Raw genomic sequence first — 21,175 nt, 5'->3', positions numbered from 1 at the left:
CTAACCGGCTTTTCAGCCTAGTTTTTATATAATCTTTCCTTAAAAAATTATACAAAAATTCGCATAAAAAAGGCTAAAAATGGTAGAAAGATATTCGCGCGAACAGATGGCACAAAAGTGGAACACACAGGCAAAATACGGCGCGTGGCTGGAGGTCGAAAAGGCCGCGGTCAAAGCGTGGAATAAGCTGGGCTTTATCAGCGATGCGGACTGCGAGAAAATTTGCAAAAACGCTAAATTTGACGTAGCGCGCATCGACGAGATAGAAAAGACGACCAAGCACGACGTGATCGCGTTTCTAACGAGCGTGAGCGAGAGCCTGGGCGAGGAGAGCCGCTTCGTACACTACGGCATGACTAGTAGCGACTGTATCGACACCGCTGTCGCGCTTCAGATCAAAAGTAGCATGGAGCTCATTATCGAGGACGTAAAGGGCTTCATGAGCGCGATAAAAACCAGAGCGCAGGAGCACAAAAACACGATGATGGTCGGCCGCAGCCACGGCACCCACGGCGAGCCGATAACATTCGGGCTCGTGCTTGCGGTGTGGTACGACGAGGTCGCGCGCGCGCTAAAGATGCTGCAGGACGCCAAAGAGGTCGCAGCCTACGGCAAACTAAGCGGCGCGATGGGAAATTTCGCTCACGCACCGCTCGAGTTTGAGGAGCTAACCTGCGAGCAGCTAGGCCTAAAGCCTGCCCCAGCGTCAAATCAGGTCATCCAGCGCGATCGCTACGCCCACGTCATCAGCGCGATCGCCGTCCTAGCCGCTACCTGCGAAAAGATCGCCGTCGCCGTGCGCCACTTCCAAAGGACGGAAGTTTACGAGGCTGAGGAGTACTTCAGCCCCGGTCAAAAGGGCTCCAGCGCTATGCCGCACAAGCGAAATCCCGTACTTAGCGAAAACATCACCGGCCTTTGCAGGATGCTGCGCTCATACGTGACGCCTGCGCTCGAAAACGTCGCGCTCTGGCATGAACGCGATATCAGCCACAGCTCGGTCGAGAGATTTATCCTACCCGACGCCTTTATCACGGCTGATTTCATGCTAGCGCGCATTACGAATTTGATCGCAAATTTGGTAGTTTATCCGGAAAATATGATGAAAAATCTAAATTTAACGGGCGGGCTCGTCTTTTCTCAGCGCGTGCTTTTGCAGCTTCCGCAGCGCGGAATTTCACGCGAGGATGCGTACAAAATCGTACAGCGCAACGCAATGAAGGTCTGGGCGGATCTGCAAGAGGGCAAAAAAGCGATAAACGAAAACGGCGAGAGTCTGTTTTTACAAAATTTGCTCGCTGACGAGGAGCTGCGCGCAAGCCTAGGCGAAGCCGAGATAAAAGAGTGCTTTGATTATGCGTATTACGCTAGGCACGTGGATGGGATATTTAAAAGAGTTTTTGGAAGGCAGGGGGAAATTTAATGAAAGTAATCAAACGAAACGGGCGCACGGAAGAGCTTGACGTAAGCAAGATCAAAAAATACACGAGCGAGGCGGTCGCAGGGCTAGCAAACGTGAGCCTAAGCGAGCTTGAGGTGGATGCGAAAATTCAGTTTCGCGATATGATAACGACCGAAGAGATCCAGCAAACCCTCATCAAAACAGCCGTCGAAAAGATCGACATTGACCGCCCAAACTGGACCTTCGTCGCAGCGAGGCTATTTTTATACGACCTTTACCACAAGGTCACGGGTTTTAGCGGCTATAACCATTTGCGCGACTACCTACAAAAAGGCGAAAAAGCAGGCCGCGTCATCCCAGGGCTAAAAGAAAAATACGATCTAGACGACCTAAACGACTACATAAGGCCCGAGCGCGACCTTCAGTTTGCCTATCTTGGTATCAAGACGCTATACGACCGCTACCTCATCAAAGACCGCAGCGGCGCTCCGATCGAGCTACCGCAGCAGATGTTTATGGCGATCGCGATGTTCCTCGCGCAAAACGAACTAGACTGCCAAGGCTGGGCGAAGAAATTTTACGACCTCATATCTAAATTTGAAGTCATGCTCGCCACTCCGACGCTATCAAACGCCCGCACGACGCGCCATCAGTTAAGCTCTTGCTATGTTGGAAGCACGCCTGATAATATCGAGGGAATTTTTGATAGCTACAAAGAGATGGCTTTACTTAGCAAATTTGGCGGCGGTATCGGCTGGGACTGGTGCAAGGTGCGCGCGATGGGCGGCAGCATCGACGGACATAAAAACGCCGCGGGCGGCATCATCCCGTTTCTAAAAGTCACGAACGACATCGCCGTCGCCGTCGATCAGCTAGGCACGAGAAAAGGCGCGATAGCCGTCTACGTCGAGCCGTGGCACATGGACGTGAGCGATTTCCTCGATCTTCGCAAAAACTCGGGCGAAGAGCGCCGCAGAGCGCACGAGCTGTTCCCTGCGCTTTGGATAAACGACCTTTTCATGAAACGCGTCAAAGAAAACGCGCGCTGGACTCTCTTTGATCCAGCAGAGGTCGCTGATCTGTGCGATCTATACGGCGAAGCATTCGAGGCTCGCTACCTAGCATATGAAAACGACGAAAAGATCCAAAAAAACGTCGTCATGGCAAAGGAGCTGTGGAAGAAAATTTTAACTAGCTATTTTGAATCGGGCATGCCATTTTTGTGTTTTAAAGATAACGCAAATAAAGCCAATCCAAACGACCACGACGGCATCATCAGGAGCTCAAATTTATGCACCGAAATTTTCCAAAATACGCAACCGAACTACTACAAGATCAAGATCACGTTTGATAACGGCACCGAGCGGCTATTTGACGAAGAAGAAGACGTCACGGTCGATAGCGGTATAACCAAAAAGGCCAAAAAGCTAAGCGCGCTAGATAGTATCGGCGGCGAGCAAATTTTCATCGTCGAAAAAGAAAGCCTCGAGGGCAAAACCGCCGTGTGCAACCTCGCGAGTATAAATTTAAGCAAAATCAACAAAAAAGAGGACATCGAGCGCGTCGTGCCGATCGCCGTACGCATGCTAGATAATGTCATCGATCTAAATTTCTACCCGCACAAAAAGGTCAAGCACACCAACCTAGCCTCTCGCTCGATCGGCCTTGGCGTCATGGGCGAGGCACAGATGCTAGCCGAGCGCGGCGTGAAATGGGGCAGCTACGAGCACCTAGCGCTGATCGATAGCGTGATGGAAAATATCAGCTACAACGCCATCTACGCCAGCTCAAATTTGGCGGTAGAAAAGGGCGTTTATCCGCTCTTTGAAGGCTCAAAGTGGAGCAGGGGAGTGATGCCTATCGACACGGCAAATGCAAACGCCAAAGCGCTTCTAAACGATAGAGGCGGGCTATTTGACGAGAACGCCTGCGACTGGAGCAAACTACGCGAAAAGGTCAAAAAAGACGGCATGAGAAACGGCTATCTGATGGCGATCGCGCCGACGTCTAGTATCAGCATACTCGTGGGCACCACGCAGACGATCGAGCCCGTGTATAAGCGCAAGTGGTTCGAACACAACCTAAGCGGCATGATACCAAACGTCGTGCCAAATCTCAGCCCTGAGACGTGGCAGTTCTACACGCCTGCCTACGAGCTAGATCAGCGCGTGCTCGTGCGTGCCGGCGCCATCCGCCAAAAGTGGATCGACCAGGGGCAAAGCCTAAATATTTTCATGAGTCTAGACAAAGCTAGCGGCGGATATCTGAGCGAAATTTATACCCTTGCGTGGGAGCTGGGACTAAAATCGACCTACTATCTACGCTCCGAAAGCCCTGATAGCGAAAAGCTAAACAACGTCGCCGATCGCTCGATCGAGTGCGAGGGGTGTCAATAAAAATCTAAAGTAAAGCGATTTTTTCGCTTTACTTTAGATTTGATAACTCAGCACAACTTTCTTTGTTACCCAATTCACAGCCTTTTTTAAAAGCCGGTATAGCAATATCCTGATTATTCTTATATGCTAAGCCAATACGATAGCAAGCATAGCCATTATTTAATAAGTAAGATTTAGATAAATAGATTTATTATCTTTTATGTTAGGTAAATAACCCACATCACCACTATAAATTAATGCCAACATAAGACAACCTAATGATGAATTACTTTTATTGCAAGAAATATCAAATAAATCTAATATCATATCCAAATACTGTTTTGCACTTTCTTGTGGAATTCCACCATTCTCAAATTGTAGTAATAATGCAGATGTAACATAATTACAACTATCAGCATTGCTTTCTTTTATGCACTTTTCCATTGTAGGTATAATAATATCTTCTACTTCATTTGCTACCATAAAACTAAAGCAAAAAAAATATTAATACAAAAAACTTGTTTCATTTTACACCTCAGAATTTGTTAATTCAAATTTATTATGCCTAAAATATCTACAACAACTTTTTATCTCATCGCTTATATTTATATCCTTACTATTTCCACATATCTCTATGATTTGTATTTTTGGAAAAATTTGCTCTTTTCTATTGTAAGTTTGGTTGCAAGCATCTTTTATATCGCGAGTGTGAATTATTTTTAATTCTTCGCTATGAGATATAAAGTTATTTGTAAATTTTAAAATTCTTAAGTTTTTTAAATTTGCTAAATAAGAAGGAAATTTTGCAATAGGACTAGGAGAAATAGGATTATTTCTAGTAAAAATGTTATCTATAACCAGTTCTTCTAAAGCATCACAGTGCGAGAGTAAGGGTACAGGAAAATTTAAAAAATTGCAATCTCTAATTTCAAGTGATTTTAAATCTGAAAGATCTCTTATATTAAGCCCATCTATCGAGCTTAAGCCAGATAAAACTAGCTTTACTAGTTTACCTTCTTTATCATAAGTAGGCTCTGCTACCCCCCCCCCATATGCGAGAAATCTACCATTTTGACTCCTTTAAGCTATTTAAATTAATTTAATTTTACTGCCATATTTATAAATAGAAGCTAAAATTTTTGTAAATTTATGTTCTTATATTTGATAAGAAATTTAAAAATTTTTGTATAAAAAAGACCGCTCTCGCGGCCTTTAAATTTAGCGGCTTACATGCAGCCGCAACCGCAGCCTCCGCTTGATTTTATCGCGTCAAATACCGCGTCGTAGTTTGGCTCTTCCGTGATCTCTGGGACGATTTGTTTGTGGATAATGACGCCGTCTTTGATGACAAAAACTGCTCTAGCCAAAAGCCCAGCAAGCGGCCCTTCGCCGATGATTATGCCGTATTTTTCGCCAAACTCTCTAGCTCTAAAATCGCTACCGACTTTTAGGTTTTTGATACCCTCCGTAGAGCAAAATCTCCCCATCGCAAACGGTAGATCCATCGAAATCACACTTAGTTTGATTGCCTGTTTCGCGGCCATTTTTTCGTTAAATTTACGCGTCTCCGTAGCACAAACGCCCGTATCTAGCGACGGCACTGCGACTAGTATCTCGATGCCGTTGTTGCCGCCGACCTTAAACTCGCCTAGATCCTGTCCGACTAGCGCGACCTCTGGGGCATACGAGCCTACGAATATCTCTTCGCCTTTTAGCGCAACGTCCGCGCCGTGAAATTTGACTTTTGTCATATTTTTCCTTTGTTTTAAATTTAATCGTAACGTGGATATTACCATACTTTTAACAATGGCTGAAAAACAAAGACGTGCCGAGAAATTTAAGACGGTAGTTATCTACAAAGTGCTATACTATTTGACATCAACTATCAAGGAGTGACAAATGAGCGACAAAGAAATCCTAGCTTCGCTCGAAGCAAAACGCACAAAATGCGTCGTCTATACCCGCGTAATGGGCTACCACCGCCCTGTAGAGAGCTTTAACCTCGGCAAAAAAGGCGAGCACAAAGAGCGCGTCAAATTTTGCGAACGCAAAGCCTAACCTAACCGCGAGTAAAACGTGAAAAACGACGATTTTCCGCTTTACTCGCTCACCCCATTTACGACCCTCGACTACCCCGACAAAACGGCCTGTATAGCGTGGTTTGCAGGCTGCAACATGCGCTGCGCCTACTGCTACAACGTCCCTATCGTCACGGGCGCGGGGCAGATCAGCCATGCCGAGTTTATCAAATTTTTAGACAAGCGCAAAGGCAAGCTTAGCGGCGTGGTTTTTAGCGGCGGCGAATGCACGCTTAGTCCAGCTTTTTTGTCGCTAGCTCGCGAAGTAAAGTCTCGCAGATTTTCGCTCAAAGTCGATACCAACGGCTCAAATTTGAGCGCGATTGGGCAGGCTATCTCGCTAAATTTGATCGATTATATCGCGCTTGATTTTAAAGCACCGAAAGAGAAATTTTTAAAGGTTACCGGCTCAAATTTGTATAAAAATTTCTTACAAACGCTTGAGTTTTTGCTGCAAACCGACCTTAAATTTGAAGTTAGAACGACGGTGCACGCAGACTTGCTGGGCGAGGACGATATCTCGGCGATGAGCGAGATTTTATACGATCACGGATATAGAGGCGTTTACTATCTACAAAATTTTCTCGATACTGGCGAAAATTTCGGAAATTTGACGCAGGCTAAGGCTAAATTTGATCCAAATTTGATCCGTTCAAATTTAAAAATAGAACTTAGGAATTTTTAGTACTTTTAGTCAAATTTGACTTGCAAGACGGTAAATTTTTATTTCCAGTTATGATATTTGCTAATTTTAATAAACGTCACGATCTTCTTTAGCTCGGGCGCGTCGCTTAGAGCCTGCACTTTTACGCTATATTCGCCTTTTTCGAGCTCTGCGCGGAGCAAAACTTTATCGTGAGCAAAGCCTCAGTTTGGCGCACTGTACCATGAGCTCGTGCCGTATTTGACAGATCAAACGTTTCGGTTATGGCGCTCAAATTTTGCTTTAGCTCGTTTATTTCGCCACCTTTTGCGTAGCTTATTTTGCGGTTTTGTATGGATTTTAGCACTACTTTTAGCAATATTTTTTCGCCAGTACAGGCCGCTTTTTCCTCTTCACTCGTGCCAATTGGCTCAGGGACGCCCTGCGTCGTATAACCGTAGTATCCAGCCAGCTTAGCAGCTATAGACCTCTCGCAAAACCACTTCGTAAACTCGTCGCTGCCGTATCCCGGGAAGACCTCCTCGCTGAGCTTTTCTTCCTCTTTTTGCTTTTGCGGATCTCGCGCGTAGATGAAACTTATCTCGTAGATACCGGCCTTTTTGACGCTGAAATTTATATCGGTCGCGCTGCCGGCCTCAGGCATATCGACCTCTTTATAAATGCCGTCATCAAGCGTATCGCCTCCCAAAAATCAAATCCATAACAAAAAACGCCGCAAAAAAGCAGCAAAAATAGGTAAAATTTAACCTTCAAATTTGACGTTTTATCTGTTTGGTGCGTAGGTTTTTACCTCGTATAGCAAGAAATCATACACGCGTTGCTGCACGAGGCCTTCGTATTCGTCGGCGTCGATGAGCCTGCGTAGGTGCTCGAAGTCGATCTTTAGCGCGTAGCTTTTGTTCGCTCTGATGGCCTGATCGATCGCTAAGAGCAAGCTATCAAGCGTCATCGGGTCTTTGCGTTTGATACGGGAGACATACTCTCTGGTGGTTTCGATAAGTACGCGTTTGCGGTTCTCGTCGCCGCCGTAAATTTCGCTTGAGATATCGTATAAATTTGCAAAATCGTCCTCTTCGGGATTGAGTTTTGCCGAGATGATAGCCGCAAATATCTTCGCGCGAAACTCGAGCGAGCGGTGGTGATAAACCAAAAACTCCCTAAACAACGACAAAAATTTACATTTTATATCAAATCCCATGTTGCCGCCTAAAATATATTTAAGTAAAATTTGAGTAAAATCGCTCTTGCCCTTTCTTAGACCTGTGCAATGTCTCTTCTAGGCACCGCTTCAGGGTGGGAACACAGCAGAGCACTTAGGCTAGGCGTGTGCCGCAGTCATCTGAGAGAGGGTTTTTAAACCTGTAAAAGCGAAAAATGCTCCTTAAAATCATCGCAAACTTTTAAAAAATTCACTCCGTCCAAGCTCTGATTTTTCTGAAAAAATTTATCCATATTATTAAAACCTTCGGTTAGTTCGTTTGACTTCACGCCGTAGCTGATCGAGATCCCCGCCTCGAAAAACGCCGCGAGCTTGTCACAAAATTTAAGCGCTTTGCCGTCGATGGCGTTAAATTTATCCTCGTTTACATTCTCCATCGTGCCCTCGTGGTGTAGAGGCTTTTTCTCGCAGATCCTATTTTCAAACTCATTTTTGATAAATTTGCCGTTCTCCATGCGGATACCGAGGATATAACTAAACTCGTCTCTAAAATTTTCAGGTACGAAAGGCAAAATTTTCTCATCTATCAGGCGCATTTCGTATTCGCTGATTATCTCGTTTAGCCCTTCGATACCGTATTTTACGGGGCTGATTATATCGCGCGTTAGCGACTCGGGCAGATCGTGAAAGAGCGCGCAAAAGAAGTTATTTTCTAGCCTTGATTTGCAGGCCTTAACCTCAAGCGAGTAAAAATAACTCAAAATCGCCACGACTAGCATGTGGCCTAAAACCGCCGTTTCAGGGATGCGAGGCGTCTGCGCCCAGCGCTTTTGAAAGCGCAGTCTGCCGGCTAGATCGACCAGCTTGGCTAGCTTTTGGTTCATCACGATTTTACGCACGCCTATTAGCTCATAATAATCCTCCAGCTCCTCCTCCACGCGCGCTTTCAGCTCGTCTATGTCGCTTAGAAATTTGCTCGTTTGATAAACGATCGAAAACTCCCAGCGCGTCGCGAGATAGCTAGCAGCCTTTAGGATCAGGCGCTCTTTGGCGTGAGCTTTGTCCTTGTGCGTGAGATAGCGGCGCATCCGCTCTAAAAATTTACCGCCCTCGACGTCTTTTACGAGCCCTTCTAGGATCGTTAGGACCCAGGCGTTGATTTGCTCGTTTTTGGTTTTTTGCATCTGATGAAACACGTCCGGGCGTATATCCGTGACCACGACGCGCGCGAGAAACTCGAAAATGCCAGCCTCGATAATATAGTTCATATCGGCATTATGCTCGAGCTTTGCGATAAAATACGCAATGATAAATTTATGCGCCTGCTTATCAAGCTCGACCAAATTCGTCATCTTCGGATAGTCGTTCCAGCGCGAGATGGACGCAGCCTTAAAGATGTGCTCGATCAGCTGCGCGCTTATCATTTATCGTCCGATTTTTTCACGACGCGAGCACGCTTTTCGCCGGCAAATTCAGGCTTTTTAAAGCCATCTTTATTGCCTGTTCTTCGCGGTTTGTCGTCAAATTTATCTTTGCTCGCGCGAGGTTTCCTATCGCCGGTTTTTGTATCTCTTCTATCGGCTCCGAAACTCTTACCGCGAGAGCCGTCTTTGCTAAATTTAGACTCGCGTGCTCCGTAACCGCTTCTATCGAAATTTCGCTCGTTATCTCGAGTAAATTTTTCAAATTTAGGCGCTTCGAAGCTTTGTTCTTGCGTTTTTTTGATTATCTCGTCCGAGCAAATTTCGATCACGGTATGGACGTTGCCGCGCGGGTTAAAGTCGCCTGTGATCTTCATCCATTTTGGAGCCAGTTTTCGCTCTAAAACGTCGTAAATTTCGTTTATGCTGTCTTCGTGACTGATGTTGCGCGTCATAAAGCTATTGATGTAGAGTTTGATTGCTTTTAGCTCAACGACGAATTTAGCCGGCACGTACTCAAGATATATCGTCGCAAAGTCTGGATACCCAGATCGCGGGCATAGGCAGCAAAACTCCGGCAACGTGATTTTGATCTTATAATCGCGCTCGTGCTTGTTTTCCCAGATTTCCAGGTCTTTTTCTACGTCAAATTCGCTTATTATTTTCTCGCCGTATTTTGGCTCTATGACCTCATTTTCTTGCATTTTTTTCCTTTAAATTTCTTTTGGCTTCTCTATGAAAAAGCCCTGTGCGAAGTCGGTCTGATAGCGCTCCGCGATGTTGTAAAACTCGTCGTCCTCCACAAATCTCACGATGGATTTTACGCCTACTCTTTTTGCGGTCAAATTTAGATTTTCTAACAGAGTTTTAAATTTGTCGTTTTTGATATTTTTGTTAAATTCGATGTCATAGATAACAAAATCTATCGGCAAATATTTAAAATATTCAAAGCCCGCATTGTTGCCGCCGAATTTATTAAGTGCAAAGCGAAAACCAAGGTTTTTATACTCCGTCAAAATTTCTCTAAATCTATTTATCTCATCATATACCAGCTTCTCGCTAAACTCGAAAATAACGCGATTTGGATCGATTTTACCTAGCTGCACGAACTCTTTTATAAAATTCGTAAATTTTAAATTTCTAATCGAAACCGACGAAATTTCGATCACGATCGGATCTTCGTCTTTAAATTTAAGCTCGGATAGCTTTTTGATGACGTTTATGTCAAAAAGTACCTCATAGCCGTTTTTGTTCGCTATATTTTGCACTTTTGCTTTTGAGACGAGACCTTGCTTATCGGTGTAAACTTTTACGATGATATTTTTTAAATTTTGCCCGAAACGAAGGCTTTTAACAAGCTGAGTTTGGAAGATAAATCTTTGCATATCGATACAGTTACAGACGTCTTTTTCAAGATCGTCGGTGATGTCCACTTTATCCTCGTTATCGCTCTCGTTTAGCTTTTGAATGAGATAAGAAACCGAATTTTTGAGGCTTGCCGAGTGATTTATATCGATAGCGTCAAATTTGATCTTTAGCTCGATATTGTAGATTCCGTCGCTTAAAATGCTCTTTTCAAAAACGTTTAAAAGGTGGATGAGCTCGGTACTTTTACTCTCGCAAAATATTAGAAAATACTCGTTTGAATATCTGCCGATAAGCGTGTTTTTAGACACTTTTTCGTTTAGAAATTTCTCCAGCCGCTCGACTAGTCGTTTCAGTAAAATATCGGTGCTAACAAAGCTGTAACGCTCATTTAGATCGTTTAAATTTTCGATCTTTAGTATTAGCATATTGCCGCCGCTTTTGCCTTTAAATTTGAAAGCTTGCTTTGATAAAAGTCTTAAAATTTCATCTCTATTATAGGCTTTCGTAACTTGATCAAGCACGCTTGTTTTGAAGCTTTGGTAAATTTTATAAGCCGTAAAATAAACCTGACACAAAACCAAAATCGCAATCAAAATAATATCGTCGGTACCAAAATCTATATCTTCTTTTTTAACGAAAATATACACCAAAATGATAATGGTTAAGATAAAAATCGAGGATACCTCGAGCGCGGTTTTAAACCTATTTGATCGTTCTTTTAGTTCTGATTTTAGCATTTTACACGTCCAAATGTTTCACGTCTTTTGCGTGCTCTTGTATATAGTTTCTCCGCGGTTCGACCTCGTCGCCCATGAAGAGATTAAACGTATCCGACGCACTTATGGCGTCGTTTATGTTTATTTTTAGCAAACGGCGATTTTCCGGGTTCATCGTCGTTTCCCACAGCTGTTCTGGATTCATCTCACCAAGGCCTTTATAGCGCTGTATATAGGCGCCTTTTTTGGCATTTTTCTCGATCTCGTCTAGTACGTCTATCACATTGCCTTTTAGCTCGATGCCGCGCTCTTTTATCTTTTGGCTGATATAAAGCGCTTCCTCGTAAAGCGGGTTTGTAAATAAATTTTCGTTTACCAAAAGCTCTTCCAGGCCGCTTTCGGTTTGTACGTAAATTCTAGCTTCCTCTTCGCTGACGTATGAGTTTAGGATATTGTGCCCCTGCGCTTCCAGATAATTTTTCAAAATTTCATAAATTTCACCGTAGCTTTTTGAAACGATATCTGGATTTTCGATCATATATCTAACAGCAGAAATCACGCTAAAGCGCTTTTCAAGCTCTTTTAATACGCTTCTATAAGCCGCGACTATCTTTAAAAAGTCTATGAGATCAGCGTTTCCTATACCTTTACCTTCAAACTCGACCCCTTCGATGCCAGTTTCGATTAGAAATTCATTCAGCGCTCTTTCATCTTTTAGATAAATTTCTTTTTTACCCTTTTTATAGCGGTAAAGCGGCGGCTGAGCTAGATAAATATGACCGTTTTCCACGACTTTGTGTAAAAATCTAAAGAAAAACGTCAAAAGCAGCGTCTGGATATGGCTACCGTCGACATCGGCATCGGTCATGATTATGATTTTGTGGTAGCGAAGCCTTTCGGCGTCAAATTCGTCGCCGATACCGCAACCTAGCGCGGTTATCATATTTTTTATTTCGTCAGATTTTAAAATTTTATCTAAACGCGATTTTTCGACGTTTAAAATTTTACCTTTTAACGGCAAAATCGCCTGAAACACTCTATCGCGTCCTTGTTTGGCCGAACCGCCCGCAGAGTCGCCCTCCACCAGATAAAGCTCGCTGATCGTTGGATCTTTACTCTGACAGTCTGCTAGTTTACCGGGCAGAGTTCCTATGCTTAGACCCTCTTTTTTACGCGTTAGATCGCGAGCTTTTTTTGCAGCTTCGCGTCCGCGCGCCGCCATCAGTGCTTTTTCCATTATCGCGCGAGCTTCGATCGGGTTTTCTTCAAAATATTTACTAAGCACCTCAAAAACCATCTTTTGAACGATCGGTTTTACGTAGCTTGAGCCTAGTTTTCCTTTTGTCTGACCCTCAAACTGCGGTTCTGGTACCTTTACGCTGATAACTGCGATAAGACCCTCGCGGATATCTTCACCAGTGATTTTCGTGTCTTTTTCGCGGGCTGCGGCGTTTGCGGCGATGTAGTTTGTTATTACGCGAGTTAGACCCGCGCGAAATCCCGCCTCGTGCGTACCGCCGTCAGGAGTTTTGATGTTATTTACGAAGCTTAGTAAATTTTCGCTATAAGTGTCGTTATACATTAAGGCAAAATCGACCAAAATGTCCTCTTCGCCTCCGCTAAAAGATACCGCTTTACTTACGGCTTCGTTTTTATTTAAATCTGTTACGAAGCTTTCAAGTCCGCCCTCGTAGTGAAAACTCTCGCTTCTACCGTTTCTTTGATCCTTAAAATTTATCGTGATCTTCGGGTTTAGATAGGCTAGCTCTCTAAAGCGTTTGGTTAAAATTTCATCGTCAAATTCAGTAACCTCAAAAATACTATCGTCAGGCCAAAACTCTACCTGAGTACCGGTTCTATTTGTAGTTTTTATAACCTCAAGGTCGCTTTGAGGGATACCTTTTGAAAATTCTTGTCTATGTAGTTTGCCGTCACGTTTGATATTTACGACCAGTTTTTTAGAAAGGGCGTTTACTACGCTAACGCCAACTCCGTGCAAGCCGCCTGAGACTTTGTAAGTGTCCTTGTCAAATTTACCGCCAGCGTGAAGTACGGTTAAAACGACCGTTGCGGCTGAAATTTTTTCCGTAGGATGCATATCTACCGGTATTCCGCGTCCGTTATCGCTGATTATCGCCGAGCCTTCACGCGTTAGCTCGATATCAATCGTATCGCAGTAGCCAGCCATCGCCTCGTCTATTGAGTTATCGACGACCTCGTAGATCATGTGATGTAGTCCGCTTATGTTAGTATCGCCGATGTACATGCCGGGGCGTTTTCTAACCGCTTCGAGCCCTTTTAAAACTTTAATATTTTCCGCGCCGTAATTTTGCTGCATTATTTACCTTTGTTATTTTATAAATTTATTGGCATGATTACCGTTTTTAGCTCATTTGAGCTCACCGTAAAGGCTAAATTTGAGTCGTTAAACCCAAATTCGAAATGTTCCTCTTCGATGCTTTGTAAGAAATCAAGCAAGTATCTATTTTTCACGCCGACGTAGATTTCTTCTTCTAGTCCGGTTGCAAATTCTATCGTCGTTTTAGCTTCCGAGTTATCCTCGACAATGCTTTCAAAGCTTATGGTTTGAGGAGCAAAAACGATTTTCGTGCTCTCAGAGATGATTGAGACGGTTTTTATGCCTTCTATCATCTTATCTCTGCTTAGTCTTAGTCTTCGTTTTATCTCTTGCGGGATTACTCTGTTATAGTCTGGGAATCTACCGTTTATCAGCTTTGTAAAAAATTCGAAATTTGCGCTTTGAGCGATCAGAGTCGTATCGTCGTAGTAAATTTCGATCTTGTCAAAAAATAATTTTTGTATCTCGCTAATAGCTTTTTTTGGGATAATTAGAGAAAATTCACTCTGAGTAGGCGTTTCAAATCTAAATACGCTAAGCCTTTTCGTGTCGGTACCTACGATATTTATGTAGTTTTGCTTAATATCGATAAATGCGCCGTTTAGCTCAAATTTTGGGTTGTTATTGTCGATACTCGGAAAAATTTTCTTTAAGCTTCGTCCAAGCATTACTGCATCGATTTCAAATTTATTTTTATTTTCTATCGTAGGGAAATTTGGAAAATCCTCAAATTTATACATCGGAAGCTTATATTTTGAGTTTTTTTGTTTTATATAGAGATAGTTATTTAGCGTCTCTAGCGTTACTTCCTCGTCCTTTAAACTTCGTATAATGTCAAGCAGTTTTTTACCGTTTGCGGTAGCATTTCCTTCGTCCATGATTTTGACGTTTGAGAGTTTATAGGCTAGTCCGATCTCATGGTCGGTTGCTTTGATGTTTAAGATACCGTCTTTAGCACTGATAAATATATGCGAAGTTATAGCACTTAGATCCTTTTTTTCTAAGTAAGGATTGGTATTTGTTACGATGCTTTCTAAAGCATTTTTGTTAATTGCGACTTTCATTTTTTTCCTTTGTTTTTAAATTTCTTTTAGTAGCATTAGTAGGGGGCGTGAAAAGTTTAAAACTTCTTTTATTTGCTTTAAATAGGTCATTTGCGGCGTTAAAAAACGGTTTATTTTTTCACTTTTATTCACGTTTTTACTCTTTGGTTAAAATTTTATTCTTTAGTTCTTCGACGCGAACTTTAAAATATTCGTTCGTTTCTATTAGCTCGTTTATCTTTTTGATGCTGTGGCTTACTGCTGAGTGATCTTTCATATTAAAAAACTGAGCGATCTGCGGCATCGAGTTTGGCGTCAAATTTTTAGCTAGATATATCACGATGCGCCTAGCTTCGACGATATTTTTCGAGCGTGATTTGCTTTTCATCTCGCTTGGTTTGACGTTTAGCTCTTTGCTCACGATCTCGACGATATTTTCTAGGTTTATATTTTCGCGCTTTTCTTTTATTTGATCGCGCAGGATATTTTTGGCAAATTCTAGCGTGATTTCCTGCCTCATGAGCCTTGCGTAAGCGTTTAAATTTATTATCGCGCTTTCGATTTCTCGGATGTTGTCGCCCATGTTTGTTGCGATGTAGTTTATGACGTCTTTGTCGAGGTAAATTTTATCAAATTCGCACTTTTTTTTGATGATTGCGATTTTAGTATCGAGCTCTGGCGGTGTGATATCGGCGATGATACCCCACTCAAAACGCGTTCTTAGCCTATCTTCAAAGCCTTTTAGCAGTTTTGGTTGACGGTCTGAAGTCATCACGATCTGGCCGTTTTTAGCGTGAAGCTCGTTAAACGTATGGAAAAACTCTTCTTGAATTTTATCCGTTTTTCCTAAAAACTGCACGTCGTCGATGAGTAAAACATCGCAGTTTCGGTACTTTTCGCGAAATCGCTCCATCGAGTGGTTGTTGAGGTTATAAGTAAAATCCGTGATAAACTGCTCGCTCGTGACGCAAATAACCATTTTGCCGCCGTTTAAGCAAAAATTTCCGACTGATTGCAAAAGGTGCGTTTTGCCAAGCCCAGTCGGGCCGTAGATAAAAAGCGGATTATAAATTTTACCGAGTTGCTCGGATACGGCTTTCGCGCTTAAAAATGCAAACTGATTAGAGTCGCCGACGACGAAATTTTCAAACGTATAACTTGGATTTAGTAGGCTGCTTTGCGCTTTTATCTCTTTGACGTCCACTTTTTTAGCCGGTTTGCTTTGCGTTTTGGTCGCGGCTAGGACGTTGATCACGGGCTTTTGTCCGGTTTTTACCTCAAAAAGATGAGCGATTTTGGAGGCGTATTTGGTCTGGATAAATTTGGCGATAATCTCGTTTGGCGCGTTAAATACGACGTTCATCGAATTTGAGCTTTTTTCGTTAAATTTAAGCTGCTTGATGTAGCATTCAAATTCCGACGGTAAAATTTCTTTGGAAAGCAGCTCCAAAACCTCGTTTGCGACCAAATTTTTGCCTTTAAGATTAATTCGCTAGATTTTATCTTAAATTTGTTAAAATGGCGTTGAAATTCGTTTTTCACGCCGTGAAAAAAGCGTGAAAAACCGTTGAAAAGGATGAGATGAAAATTTTAGGAATCGATCCGGGATCGCGAAATTGCGGCTATGCGATCGTCGAAAAGACGCCCGTGAAAACAGTTTTGATCGAAGCGGGACTAATCAAAATAAAACCGAATTCTTTGCAGTATCAAATCACCGAACTTTGCGAGGGGCTTGACCTGATTTTTAAAAATCATAAATTTGACGAAGTGGCGATCGAGGACATATTTTTCGCTTATAATCCAAAAACGGTTTTGAAGCTCGCGCAGTTTCGAGGGGCGCTTAGTCTTAAAATTTTGCAACTTCACGGCGATTTTGCCGAGTACACGCCGCTTCAGGTTAAAAAAACGGTTACGGGCAAAGCCAAGGCCGACAAAGAGCAGGTGGCCTTTATGGTTAAGAAAATTCTCGGTATCACGAAGGAGATCAAACCGCTTGATATCACCGATGCTATCGCTATTGCGCTAACGCATGCGAATAATTTACGCTTAAGATAAGCTCAAATTTTTGTTTGTTATTTATTAAAATTTGGCTTCAAATTCTACCATTTTTGAGCGTAAAATTTGATTGCTTGAAAATTTATCTCCTCGCCTAATCGACTACCGTAATCCCCGCATCAGCGCAAACTTTTCGCGCCTTTTTAGATATGCCGATGCCGGTCGTCTCGATTTTTTTAAGATTAATGAAGGGCGTAAGCTCGGCGGCATCGATGTTTTTGATGTCGAAAAGCTCGTCCTCGCCGTCCCAATCAGGCGCGATTTGCAGATAAATTTCATTTCCGCCGTCAAGATATAGCTCGCTCACCTGCTCCACCAAATCCGCAGGAACCGGATAGTCCTTGAACCACTTTTTGGCTTGCGGCAGCGCACCGAAGTCCGCGTACGGATCGATGCCGCGCTCTTCGCAATACTCAAACACGTCAAATTTGGACTGTAGCAGGGATTTTTCATACATCAGCTCGTTCATCACGGCGATTTTGAAATTAAAATTTTTAAACGCTAACGTTTCGCCCGCAGCGCGCGGAAGCTTAAATTTATCGCTCGGCTTGCGCTTTAGCTTTTTCTCTTTTTGATTGATGCAGACGCGCCCTATCGGCATTTTTGCAGCTCGCACGATGTCTGCGATCTCGTCGGTGTCGCGCTTAGCAAAGCGCTCGGCAAAATCCATCGCGCCTATGCGCTCCTGCACGGCCTCCGCGAGAGCTAGCGAGATTTCAAATTTGCCCAGGTTAAGCTCCAAAAATATATATGCGCTGCGCAGCTCCTGCTCTGGCACGGCCTCAAGCGGCGGTCTGCCCTCTAGGGAAAACGCGCCGCCGTAGAGCTTGCGCGGAACCTCGTGCTTCACGCCCTTTGCGACCTCAAGCATCAAAACTATCTCGGAAAGCCTCGGTTCTGCGAGCTCTCCTGCGCGCACGAAGGCGAAAATCCCCGCCTCATCCCAAAAATAGCGGCTTTTGCCTTCCCAATCATCGATCACGCGCGGCTGACCTAGGACTTCATTAAATTTAACCAGATTAAACTCGCAGTTTACGCCGCCGATGAAAACGCCGTCCGGGCGCACATCGACGTCAAATTTTTGCTTTTTAAAAATATCAAATAGCCCCATTTTACAGCTCCTGATTTTGCGTTAAATTTTTCCAAAAAACCGTAAATTCTCGCACTGCATTTGTTTGTAGATTGTAGGCAAATTTTATATAAACCGCTCTATTATTTTAGCTCGAGATCTTGATTTACGTGATCTTCAAAGATAAATTTATGCTCCTGAGGTAGCGACTCGTAAAGCTTTAGCGAGAGATTTCTGATCTCCCAAAGCGCTGATTTTGAGCTGCGAAGCGAGAGGAAATTTTGCAAACTGCGCGCGTTTACGCTCCACGTGAGCTCGGTTTTGTAGCATTCTGGCAGGCAGTATTTGACGATGTCGAGGCTTTTTGTCGTGTTTGCTAGGATTTCGCGCAGGTTTTCTAGCGCTTTTATGCTCGCGTTATCGACCGTTTCGTCGCCCGTTAATACTATAAATCTCGCTGCTCGATCAAAGTCGCCAAGCTCAAATTTAGCCTCTTTTTTTAGCTCTTTTAGCGTGTAGCGCGTTGATTTGACGCTAAGGCTCGCCACGCGGTGACGGGCTAGCTCTTGCAGCAAGGCGCGCGAGATGCCCTGGATGTAGAAGTTGTAGGAAAGGTGCTCGAGCGTGCTGGCGTGTTTAAATTTATTGCCGACGCGCTCGATGAGCTCGACGTCTTTTTCGCCGCCGTTGTCGCCTTTTTCGAAGCTTTGCCAGCATGTGCGGATAGCATGCGAGCAGATATTTAGCGGGGTGTAATTTAGAAGCGTTACTTGCATTTTTGACTCTTTTAGTTAAATTTAGCGGTAAATTTAGCTAAAAATCAATAAAAAGGGCTTTAGGCGAAACTAAAGCCCGAAGAAATAAATTATTTTAATTGAAGCAGCGTGTTTAGCATTTCATCACTGGTAGTTATCGTCTTTGAGTTGGCTTGGAAGCCGCGCTGTACGACGATGAGCTGAGTTAGCGAGCGAGATAGATCGACGTTACTCATCTCTAGGCTTGAGGCCGAGATCTTACCGCGTCCTGCCGTCTGAGCCGCGCCGATGATCGGATCGCCGGAGTTTGCCGTGCGGGAAAATAAATTTCCGCCCTCGCTAGCCAATCCCTCGTTGTTGGCAAATTTAGCCACGCCCACTTGCGCTAGTCCTAGGCTTCGGCCGTTCGTAAATGAGCCTACTAGCGTTCCGCTTTGATCTATCCTGATGCCGTTTAGCTCGCCGCTAGCGTAGCCGTCCTGGCTGATGTCGGCGGTGCTCGAGTCGTTGTCGGTGCTGGCTAGACCGTCCATCTGAGCTGTTGTTCCTAGCTTTAGCTCGATATGTTGGCCGTCTGCTGAGCCGTTTTGCGCGCCGAAAGTTATACTAGCCGGGCTGTACGTCGCTAGCGAGCCGTCCGGGTTAAATCTCACATAGCCCGTTATCACGTTTGCAGGCTCGCCGTTTTGGTTTATGCGATTTGGCTCGGCTACTTGGATAACCATCGTCCACTCGGTTCCGCCGTTTGGCGTATAGCCGCGTTTTACGAAGTCCATTTTGATGTTGTGCTTCGTACCTAAGCTATCGAAAAGATCGGTACTAGAGCTGTGAGCAGCCATGTTTAGGCTATCTGTTACCCTTGCGGCGTTTCCTGGGCTTATAGAGCCTGAAAGCGGTGCCATAGACGCTGTAAATTTGACGTTTTCGGTTATGTTGTTTGCCGCGTTGCTAAGACCAGTGATGGTTAAATTCATATTGTGGTCGTTAACGTCGGTATTTGTGTTGGCGGTACCTGCATTACCTGTAGTGTCGTCCGTATCGTCGCCATCGTCAGAGTTAAATGCGTCGCCAGAAGGGTTTTTGATCTGAAACTGTCCGTGCTCGTTCACGGTTACTTCTACGCCGTCGTTTTTGTTGTTATTTAAAGCTGCCGTAAAGGTTCCTTGGTTAGGAGTTATGTTAGGAGGCGTTCCGGCATTTCCTACCACGGTTCCGGTGTAGTTTGTCCAGAGTCTTGCGTCTTTTTGCATAGCTTCGCGTAGATCTTCTGTACTAGTTACCTCTCTAGCCATAGCGTCGTTATAGGTATGGGTAGCATTTACTTGCGTTTTGTTATAGGTGTATTGATACGCGGTTAGGATATTAGTTGTTTTAAATTCTGTTGCATTCCAATCAGGACTAGTTTCATTGTTTACGGTCATCTTTATATTTTTAGTGTTGATGGTAGTGCCTAGATTGTTTCTATTTGTTAAAACGAGCTGATTACCGTTGATAACGCTTGCTTCTACGCCTGTTTTAGTATATTTCTCATTTATGGCCGATGCTAGTTCGCTAACGCTAGTTACGCTAGCGACTATTTTTTCACCGTTTAGCGTGATATCAAGCTGTTTTGTCGCGCCAAATCTTCCGTCCGCTGCCGCGCCGACGTTTAGAGCTTTAGATTTGGCATCTGCGTAGCTAACCCAAATACCTTGACCGGTACGGAGGTTGTACGCATCGCCGTTGTTGTTAAACAGTACTCCAAGATCGGCGCCGCGCTCCGTCATCTTTTGTTCGCCGTTTTTGTTTACGTAAAATCTATTTTCTCCGACGTTGTTTTCCTCGTGCTTTTCGGCGTCTACTTTGATGCCGTCTTTGCCCGTATCGGCCCAGTTGTGGTATTGATCGAGTTGGTAGATAGGGATTTTTTTAGCGCCTACGTCATTACCGCTATCTAAGTTTCCTTTTAGCGTGATATTTGTCGTGGCGCGAGCCGGGACGGTTAGACCTGCAGGGATATTTATATCGCTGATAGGTCTAGTCGGATCGATTTCCCCGGTTTCTTCGTCTCTCATCCAGCCTTGTACGATGTTTCCGCCGTTATCGACGAAATTTCCTACGCTATCTCTTGAAAAGTCGCCGTTTCTGGTGTAGTAGGTAGTCTTGCCGCCATCCGGGCTAACCATGAAAAATCCATCGCCCTGAAGCGCGATATCGGTTTGTTTGTCGGTAGTTTGCAAAGAGCCTTGCTTGAAAATTTTAGTCGTAGAGTTTATCTGCGTGCCAAGGCCAACTTGCATGCTGTTTACACCGCCGTGGCGATTTTGCGGACCGGTAGCGATACGCGAATTTTGATATATAATGTCGTCGAAATTTGCGCGGCTGTATTTAAATCCGACTGTGTTGACGTTGGCGATGTTGTTGCCTTCGACGTCCATAGCGATCTGGTGGGCTTGAAGTCCGGTAACGCCTGCCCAAAGTGATCTCATCATGGCTTTATCCTTTTTGAAAAAGTAAATTTTTGAGATCACTTAAGCAAAAGACGTTCCAAATTTTAAATTTGATTTAGTATTTGTGAATGTAGTGACGAAAAAGAGTGTATGAGCAAAGATTAATGGTTTTTAGAAATTTTAAGATGAGGGTCTCGGCAACTCAAATTTATAAATTTGACTGCAAAAAATCAAGGCGAAGTATCGCGAGACGGATTTAAGGGTTGCGACGTAAAAATTTAG

At 43.9% G+C, this 21,175-nt stretch carries 18 protein-coding genes and 1 other RNA gene; 6 read left to right on the top strand and 13 right to left on the bottom strand.

Features of this window, described 5'->3' with window-relative positions:
• The first annotated feature begins 79 nt into the window (after positions 1 to 79).
• The gene (gene purB / locus H740_RS06680) at positions 80 to 1,423 is read left to right on the top strand and encodes an adenylosuccinate lyase (protein WP_002952637.1); all 1,344 of its coding nucleotides are present in this window, start codon (positions 80 to 82) and stop codon (positions 1,421 to 1,423) included.
• Positions 1,423 to 3,798: a ribonucleoside-diphosphate reductase subunit alpha gene (locus H740_RS06675; protein WP_002952636.1), complete on the top strand. Its 2,376-nt coding sequence runs from the start codon at positions 1,423 to 1,425 to the stop codon at positions 3,796 to 3,798. The genes purB and H740_RS06675 overlap by 1 nt, the downstream gene beginning before the upstream one ends.
• Before the next feature lie 159 nt (positions 3,799 to 3,957).
• On the opposite strand, the gene H740_RS11720 is transcribed toward H740_RS06675, so the two are convergent.
• Both H740_RS11720 and tpx read right to left on the bottom strand, forming a co-directional pair.
• The gene (locus tag H740_RS11720; RefSeq protein WP_156318410.1) at positions 3,958 to 4,260 is read right to left on the bottom strand and encodes a hypothetical protein; all 303 of its coding nucleotides are present in this window, start codon (positions 4,258 to 4,260) and stop codon (positions 3,958 to 3,960) included.
• A gap of 743 nt (positions 4,261 to 5,003) precedes the next feature.
• Positions 5,004 to 5,528, bottom strand: coding sequence for a thiol peroxidase (gene tpx / locus H740_RS06670; RefSeq protein WP_002952634.1), 525 nt, complete (start codon positions 5,526 to 5,528; stop codon positions 5,004 to 5,006).
• Positions 5,529 to 5,676: 148 nt separating this feature from the next.
• On the opposite strand from tpx, the gene nrdD reads away from it, so the two are divergent.
• Both nrdD and H740_RS06665 read left to right on the top strand, forming a co-directional pair.
• On the top strand, positions 5,677 to 5,835 hold the full coding sequence (gene nrdD / locus H740_RS11715; protein ID WP_002952633.1) for an anaerobic ribonucleoside-triphosphate reductase: 159 nt from the start codon (positions 5,677 to 5,679) through the stop codon (positions 5,833 to 5,835).
• A gap of 18 nt (positions 5,836 to 5,853) precedes the next feature.
• Positions 5,854 to 6,540: an anaerobic ribonucleoside-triphosphate reductase activating protein gene (locus H740_RS06665; RefSeq protein WP_002952632.1), complete on the top strand. Its 687-nt coding sequence runs from the start codon at positions 5,854 to 5,856 to the stop codon at positions 6,538 to 6,540.
• Positions 6,541 to 6,661: 121 nt separating this feature from the next.
• Here H740_RS06665 and H740_RS06660 read toward each other — a convergent pair whose 3' ends face one another.
• Both H740_RS06660 and H740_RS06655 read right to left on the bottom strand, forming a co-directional pair.
• On the bottom strand, positions 6,662 to 7,207 hold the full coding sequence (locus H740_RS06660) for a hypothetical protein (protein ID WP_002952631.1): 546 nt from the start codon (positions 7,205 to 7,207) through the stop codon (positions 6,662 to 6,664).
• 75 nt (positions 7,208 to 7,282) lie between these two features.
• Positions 7,283 to 7,717 (bottom strand): hypothetical protein, encoded by a 435-nt coding sequence (locus H740_RS06655; RefSeq protein ID WP_002952630.1) that lies wholly within the window; start codon positions 7,715 to 7,717, stop codon positions 7,283 to 7,285.
• Between the two features lie 53 nt (positions 7,718 to 7,770).
• Between H740_RS06655 and ffs the strand changes: the two genes are divergently transcribed.
• Positions 7,771 to 7,868: signal recognition particle sRNA small type (gene ffs / locus H740_RS11530), an RNA gene on the top strand.
• A 4-nt stretch (positions 7,869 to 7,872) separates the two neighbouring features.
• On the opposite strand, the gene H740_RS06650 is transcribed toward ffs, so the two are convergent.
• From H740_RS06650 to dnaA, 6 genes are all read right to left on the bottom strand, one after another.
• Positions 7,873 to 9,102, bottom strand: a complete 1,230-nt coding sequence (locus H740_RS06650) for an HD domain-containing protein (protein WP_002952629.1) — start codon at positions 9,100 to 9,102, stop codon at positions 7,873 to 7,875.
• The gene (queF, locus tag H740_RS12520) at positions 9,099 to 9,803 is read right to left on the bottom strand and encodes a preQ(1) synthase (protein WP_002952628.1); all 705 of its coding nucleotides are present in this window, start codon (positions 9,801 to 9,803) and stop codon (positions 9,099 to 9,101) included. The genes H740_RS06650 and queF overlap by 4 nt, the downstream gene beginning before the upstream one ends.
• 9 nt (positions 9,804 to 9,812) lie before the next feature.
• Positions 9,813 to 11,204: an EAL domain-containing protein gene (locus H740_RS06640; protein WP_002952627.1), complete on the bottom strand. Its 1,392-nt coding sequence runs from the start codon at positions 11,202 to 11,204 to the stop codon at positions 9,813 to 9,815.
• A 1-nt stretch (position 11,205) separates the two neighbouring features.
• Positions 11,206 to 13,521: a DNA topoisomerase (ATP-hydrolyzing) subunit B gene (gene gyrB / locus H740_RS06635; RefSeq protein ID WP_002952626.1), complete on the bottom strand. Its 2,316-nt coding sequence runs from the start codon at positions 13,519 to 13,521 to the stop codon at positions 11,206 to 11,208.
• A gap of 17 nt (positions 13,522 to 13,538) precedes the next feature.
• Complete coding sequence (gene dnaN / locus H740_RS06630) at positions 13,539 to 14,606, bottom strand: DNA polymerase III subunit beta (protein ID WP_002952625.1); 1,068 nt, start codon at positions 14,604 to 14,606, stop codon at positions 13,539 to 13,541.
• Positions 14,607 to 14,742: 136 nt separating this feature from the next.
• Positions 14,743 to 16,053 (bottom strand): chromosomal replication initiator protein DnaA, encoded by a 1,311-nt coding sequence (gene dnaA / locus H740_RS06625; protein WP_002952624.1) that lies wholly within the window; start codon positions 16,051 to 16,053, stop codon positions 14,743 to 14,745.
• Positions 16,054 to 16,166: 113 nt separating this feature from the next.
• Here dnaA and ruvC point away from each other — a divergent pair, with 113 nt between their 5' ends.
• On the top strand, positions 16,167 to 16,640 hold the full coding sequence (gene ruvC, locus H740_RS06620) for a crossover junction endodeoxyribonuclease RuvC (protein WP_002952622.1): 474 nt from the start codon (positions 16,167 to 16,169) through the stop codon (positions 16,638 to 16,640).
• A gap of 94 nt (positions 16,641 to 16,734) precedes the next feature.
• Here the strand turns inward: ruvC and H740_RS06615 are convergent, their stop codons facing one another.
• The 3 genes from H740_RS06615 to flgE form a co-directional block, all read right to left on the bottom strand.
• Positions 16,735 to 17,751: a DUF6892 domain-containing protein gene (locus tag H740_RS06615; RefSeq protein WP_002952621.1), complete on the bottom strand. Its 1,017-nt coding sequence runs from the start codon at positions 17,749 to 17,751 to the stop codon at positions 16,735 to 16,737.
• Between the two features lie 101 nt (positions 17,752 to 17,852).
• Complete coding sequence (gene thyX / locus H740_RS06610; RefSeq protein ID WP_002952619.1) at positions 17,853 to 18,485, bottom strand: FAD-dependent thymidylate synthase; 633 nt, start codon at positions 18,483 to 18,485, stop codon at positions 17,853 to 17,855.
• An 89-nt stretch (positions 18,486 to 18,574) separates the two neighbouring features.
• Positions 18,575 to 20,935, bottom strand: a complete 2,361-nt coding sequence (flgE, locus tag H740_RS06605; protein WP_002952618.1) for a flagellar hook protein FlgE — start codon at positions 20,933 to 20,935, stop codon at positions 18,575 to 18,577.
• Positions 20,936 to 21,175 lie beyond the last annotated feature (240 nt).

Source organism: Campylobacter showae CC57C, assembly GCF_000344295.2.
Classification (GTDB): domain Bacteria; phylum Campylobacterota; class Campylobacteria; order Campylobacterales; family Campylobacteraceae; genus Campylobacter_A; species Campylobacter_A showae_B.
The sequence above is the reverse complement of the archived record's forward strand: the minus strand, read 5'-3'. Positions and strand labels throughout refer to the sequence as shown.

Bases quoted from the DNA above. Each gene is read 5' to 3' on its own strand.
- purB (WP_002952637.1), top strand. From the start codon at position 80: ATGGTAGAAAGATATTCGCGCGAACAGATGGCACAAAAGTGGAACACA.
- H740_RS06675 (WP_002952636.1), top strand. From the start codon at position 1,423: ATGAAAGTAATCAAACGAAACGGGCGCACGGAAGAGCTTGACGTAAGC.
- H740_RS11720 (WP_156318410.1), bottom strand. From the start codon at position 4,260: ATGGTAGCAAATGAAGTAGAAGATATTATTATACCTACAATGGAAAAG.
- tpx (WP_002952634.1), bottom strand. From the start codon at position 5,528: ATGACAAAAGTCAAATTTCACGGCGCGGACGTTGCGCTAAAAGGCGAA.
- nrdD (WP_002952633.1), top strand. From the start codon at position 5,677: ATGAGCGACAAAGAAATCCTAGCTTCGCTCGAAGCAAAACGCACAAAA.
- H740_RS06655 (WP_002952630.1), bottom strand. From the start codon at position 7,717: ATGGGATTTGATATAAAATGTAAATTTTTGTCGTTGTTTAGGGAGTTT.
- H740_RS06650 (WP_002952629.1), bottom strand. From the start codon at position 9,102: ATGATAAGCGCGCAGCTGATCGAGCACATCTTTAAGGCTGCGTCCATC.
- queF (WP_002952628.1), bottom strand. From the start codon at position 9,803: ATGCAAGAAAATGAGGTCATAGAGCCAAAATACGGCGAGAAAATAATA.
- H740_RS06640 (WP_002952627.1), bottom strand. From the start codon at position 11,204: ATGCTAAAATCAGAACTAAAAGAACGATCAAATAGGTTTAAAACCGCG.
- gyrB (WP_002952626.1), bottom strand. From the start codon at position 13,521: ATGCAGCAAAATTACGGCGCGGAAAATATTAAAGTTTTAAAAGGGCTC.
- dnaN (WP_002952625.1), bottom strand. From the start codon at position 14,606: ATGAAAGTCGCAATTAACAAAAATGCTTTAGAAAGCATCGTAACAAAT.
- ruvC (WP_002952622.1), top strand. From the start codon at position 16,167: ATGAAAATTTTAGGAATCGATCCGGGATCGCGAAATTGCGGCTATGCG.
- H740_RS06615 (WP_002952621.1), bottom strand. From the start codon at position 17,751: ATGGGGCTATTTGATATTTTTAAAAAGCAAAAATTTGACGTCGATGTG.
- thyX (WP_002952619.1), bottom strand. From the start codon at position 18,485: ATGCAAGTAACGCTTCTAAATTACACCCCGCTAAATATCTGCTCGCAT.
- flgE (WP_002952618.1), bottom strand. From the start codon at position 20,935: ATGATGAGATCACTTTGGGCAGGCGTTACCGGACTTCAAGCCCACCAG.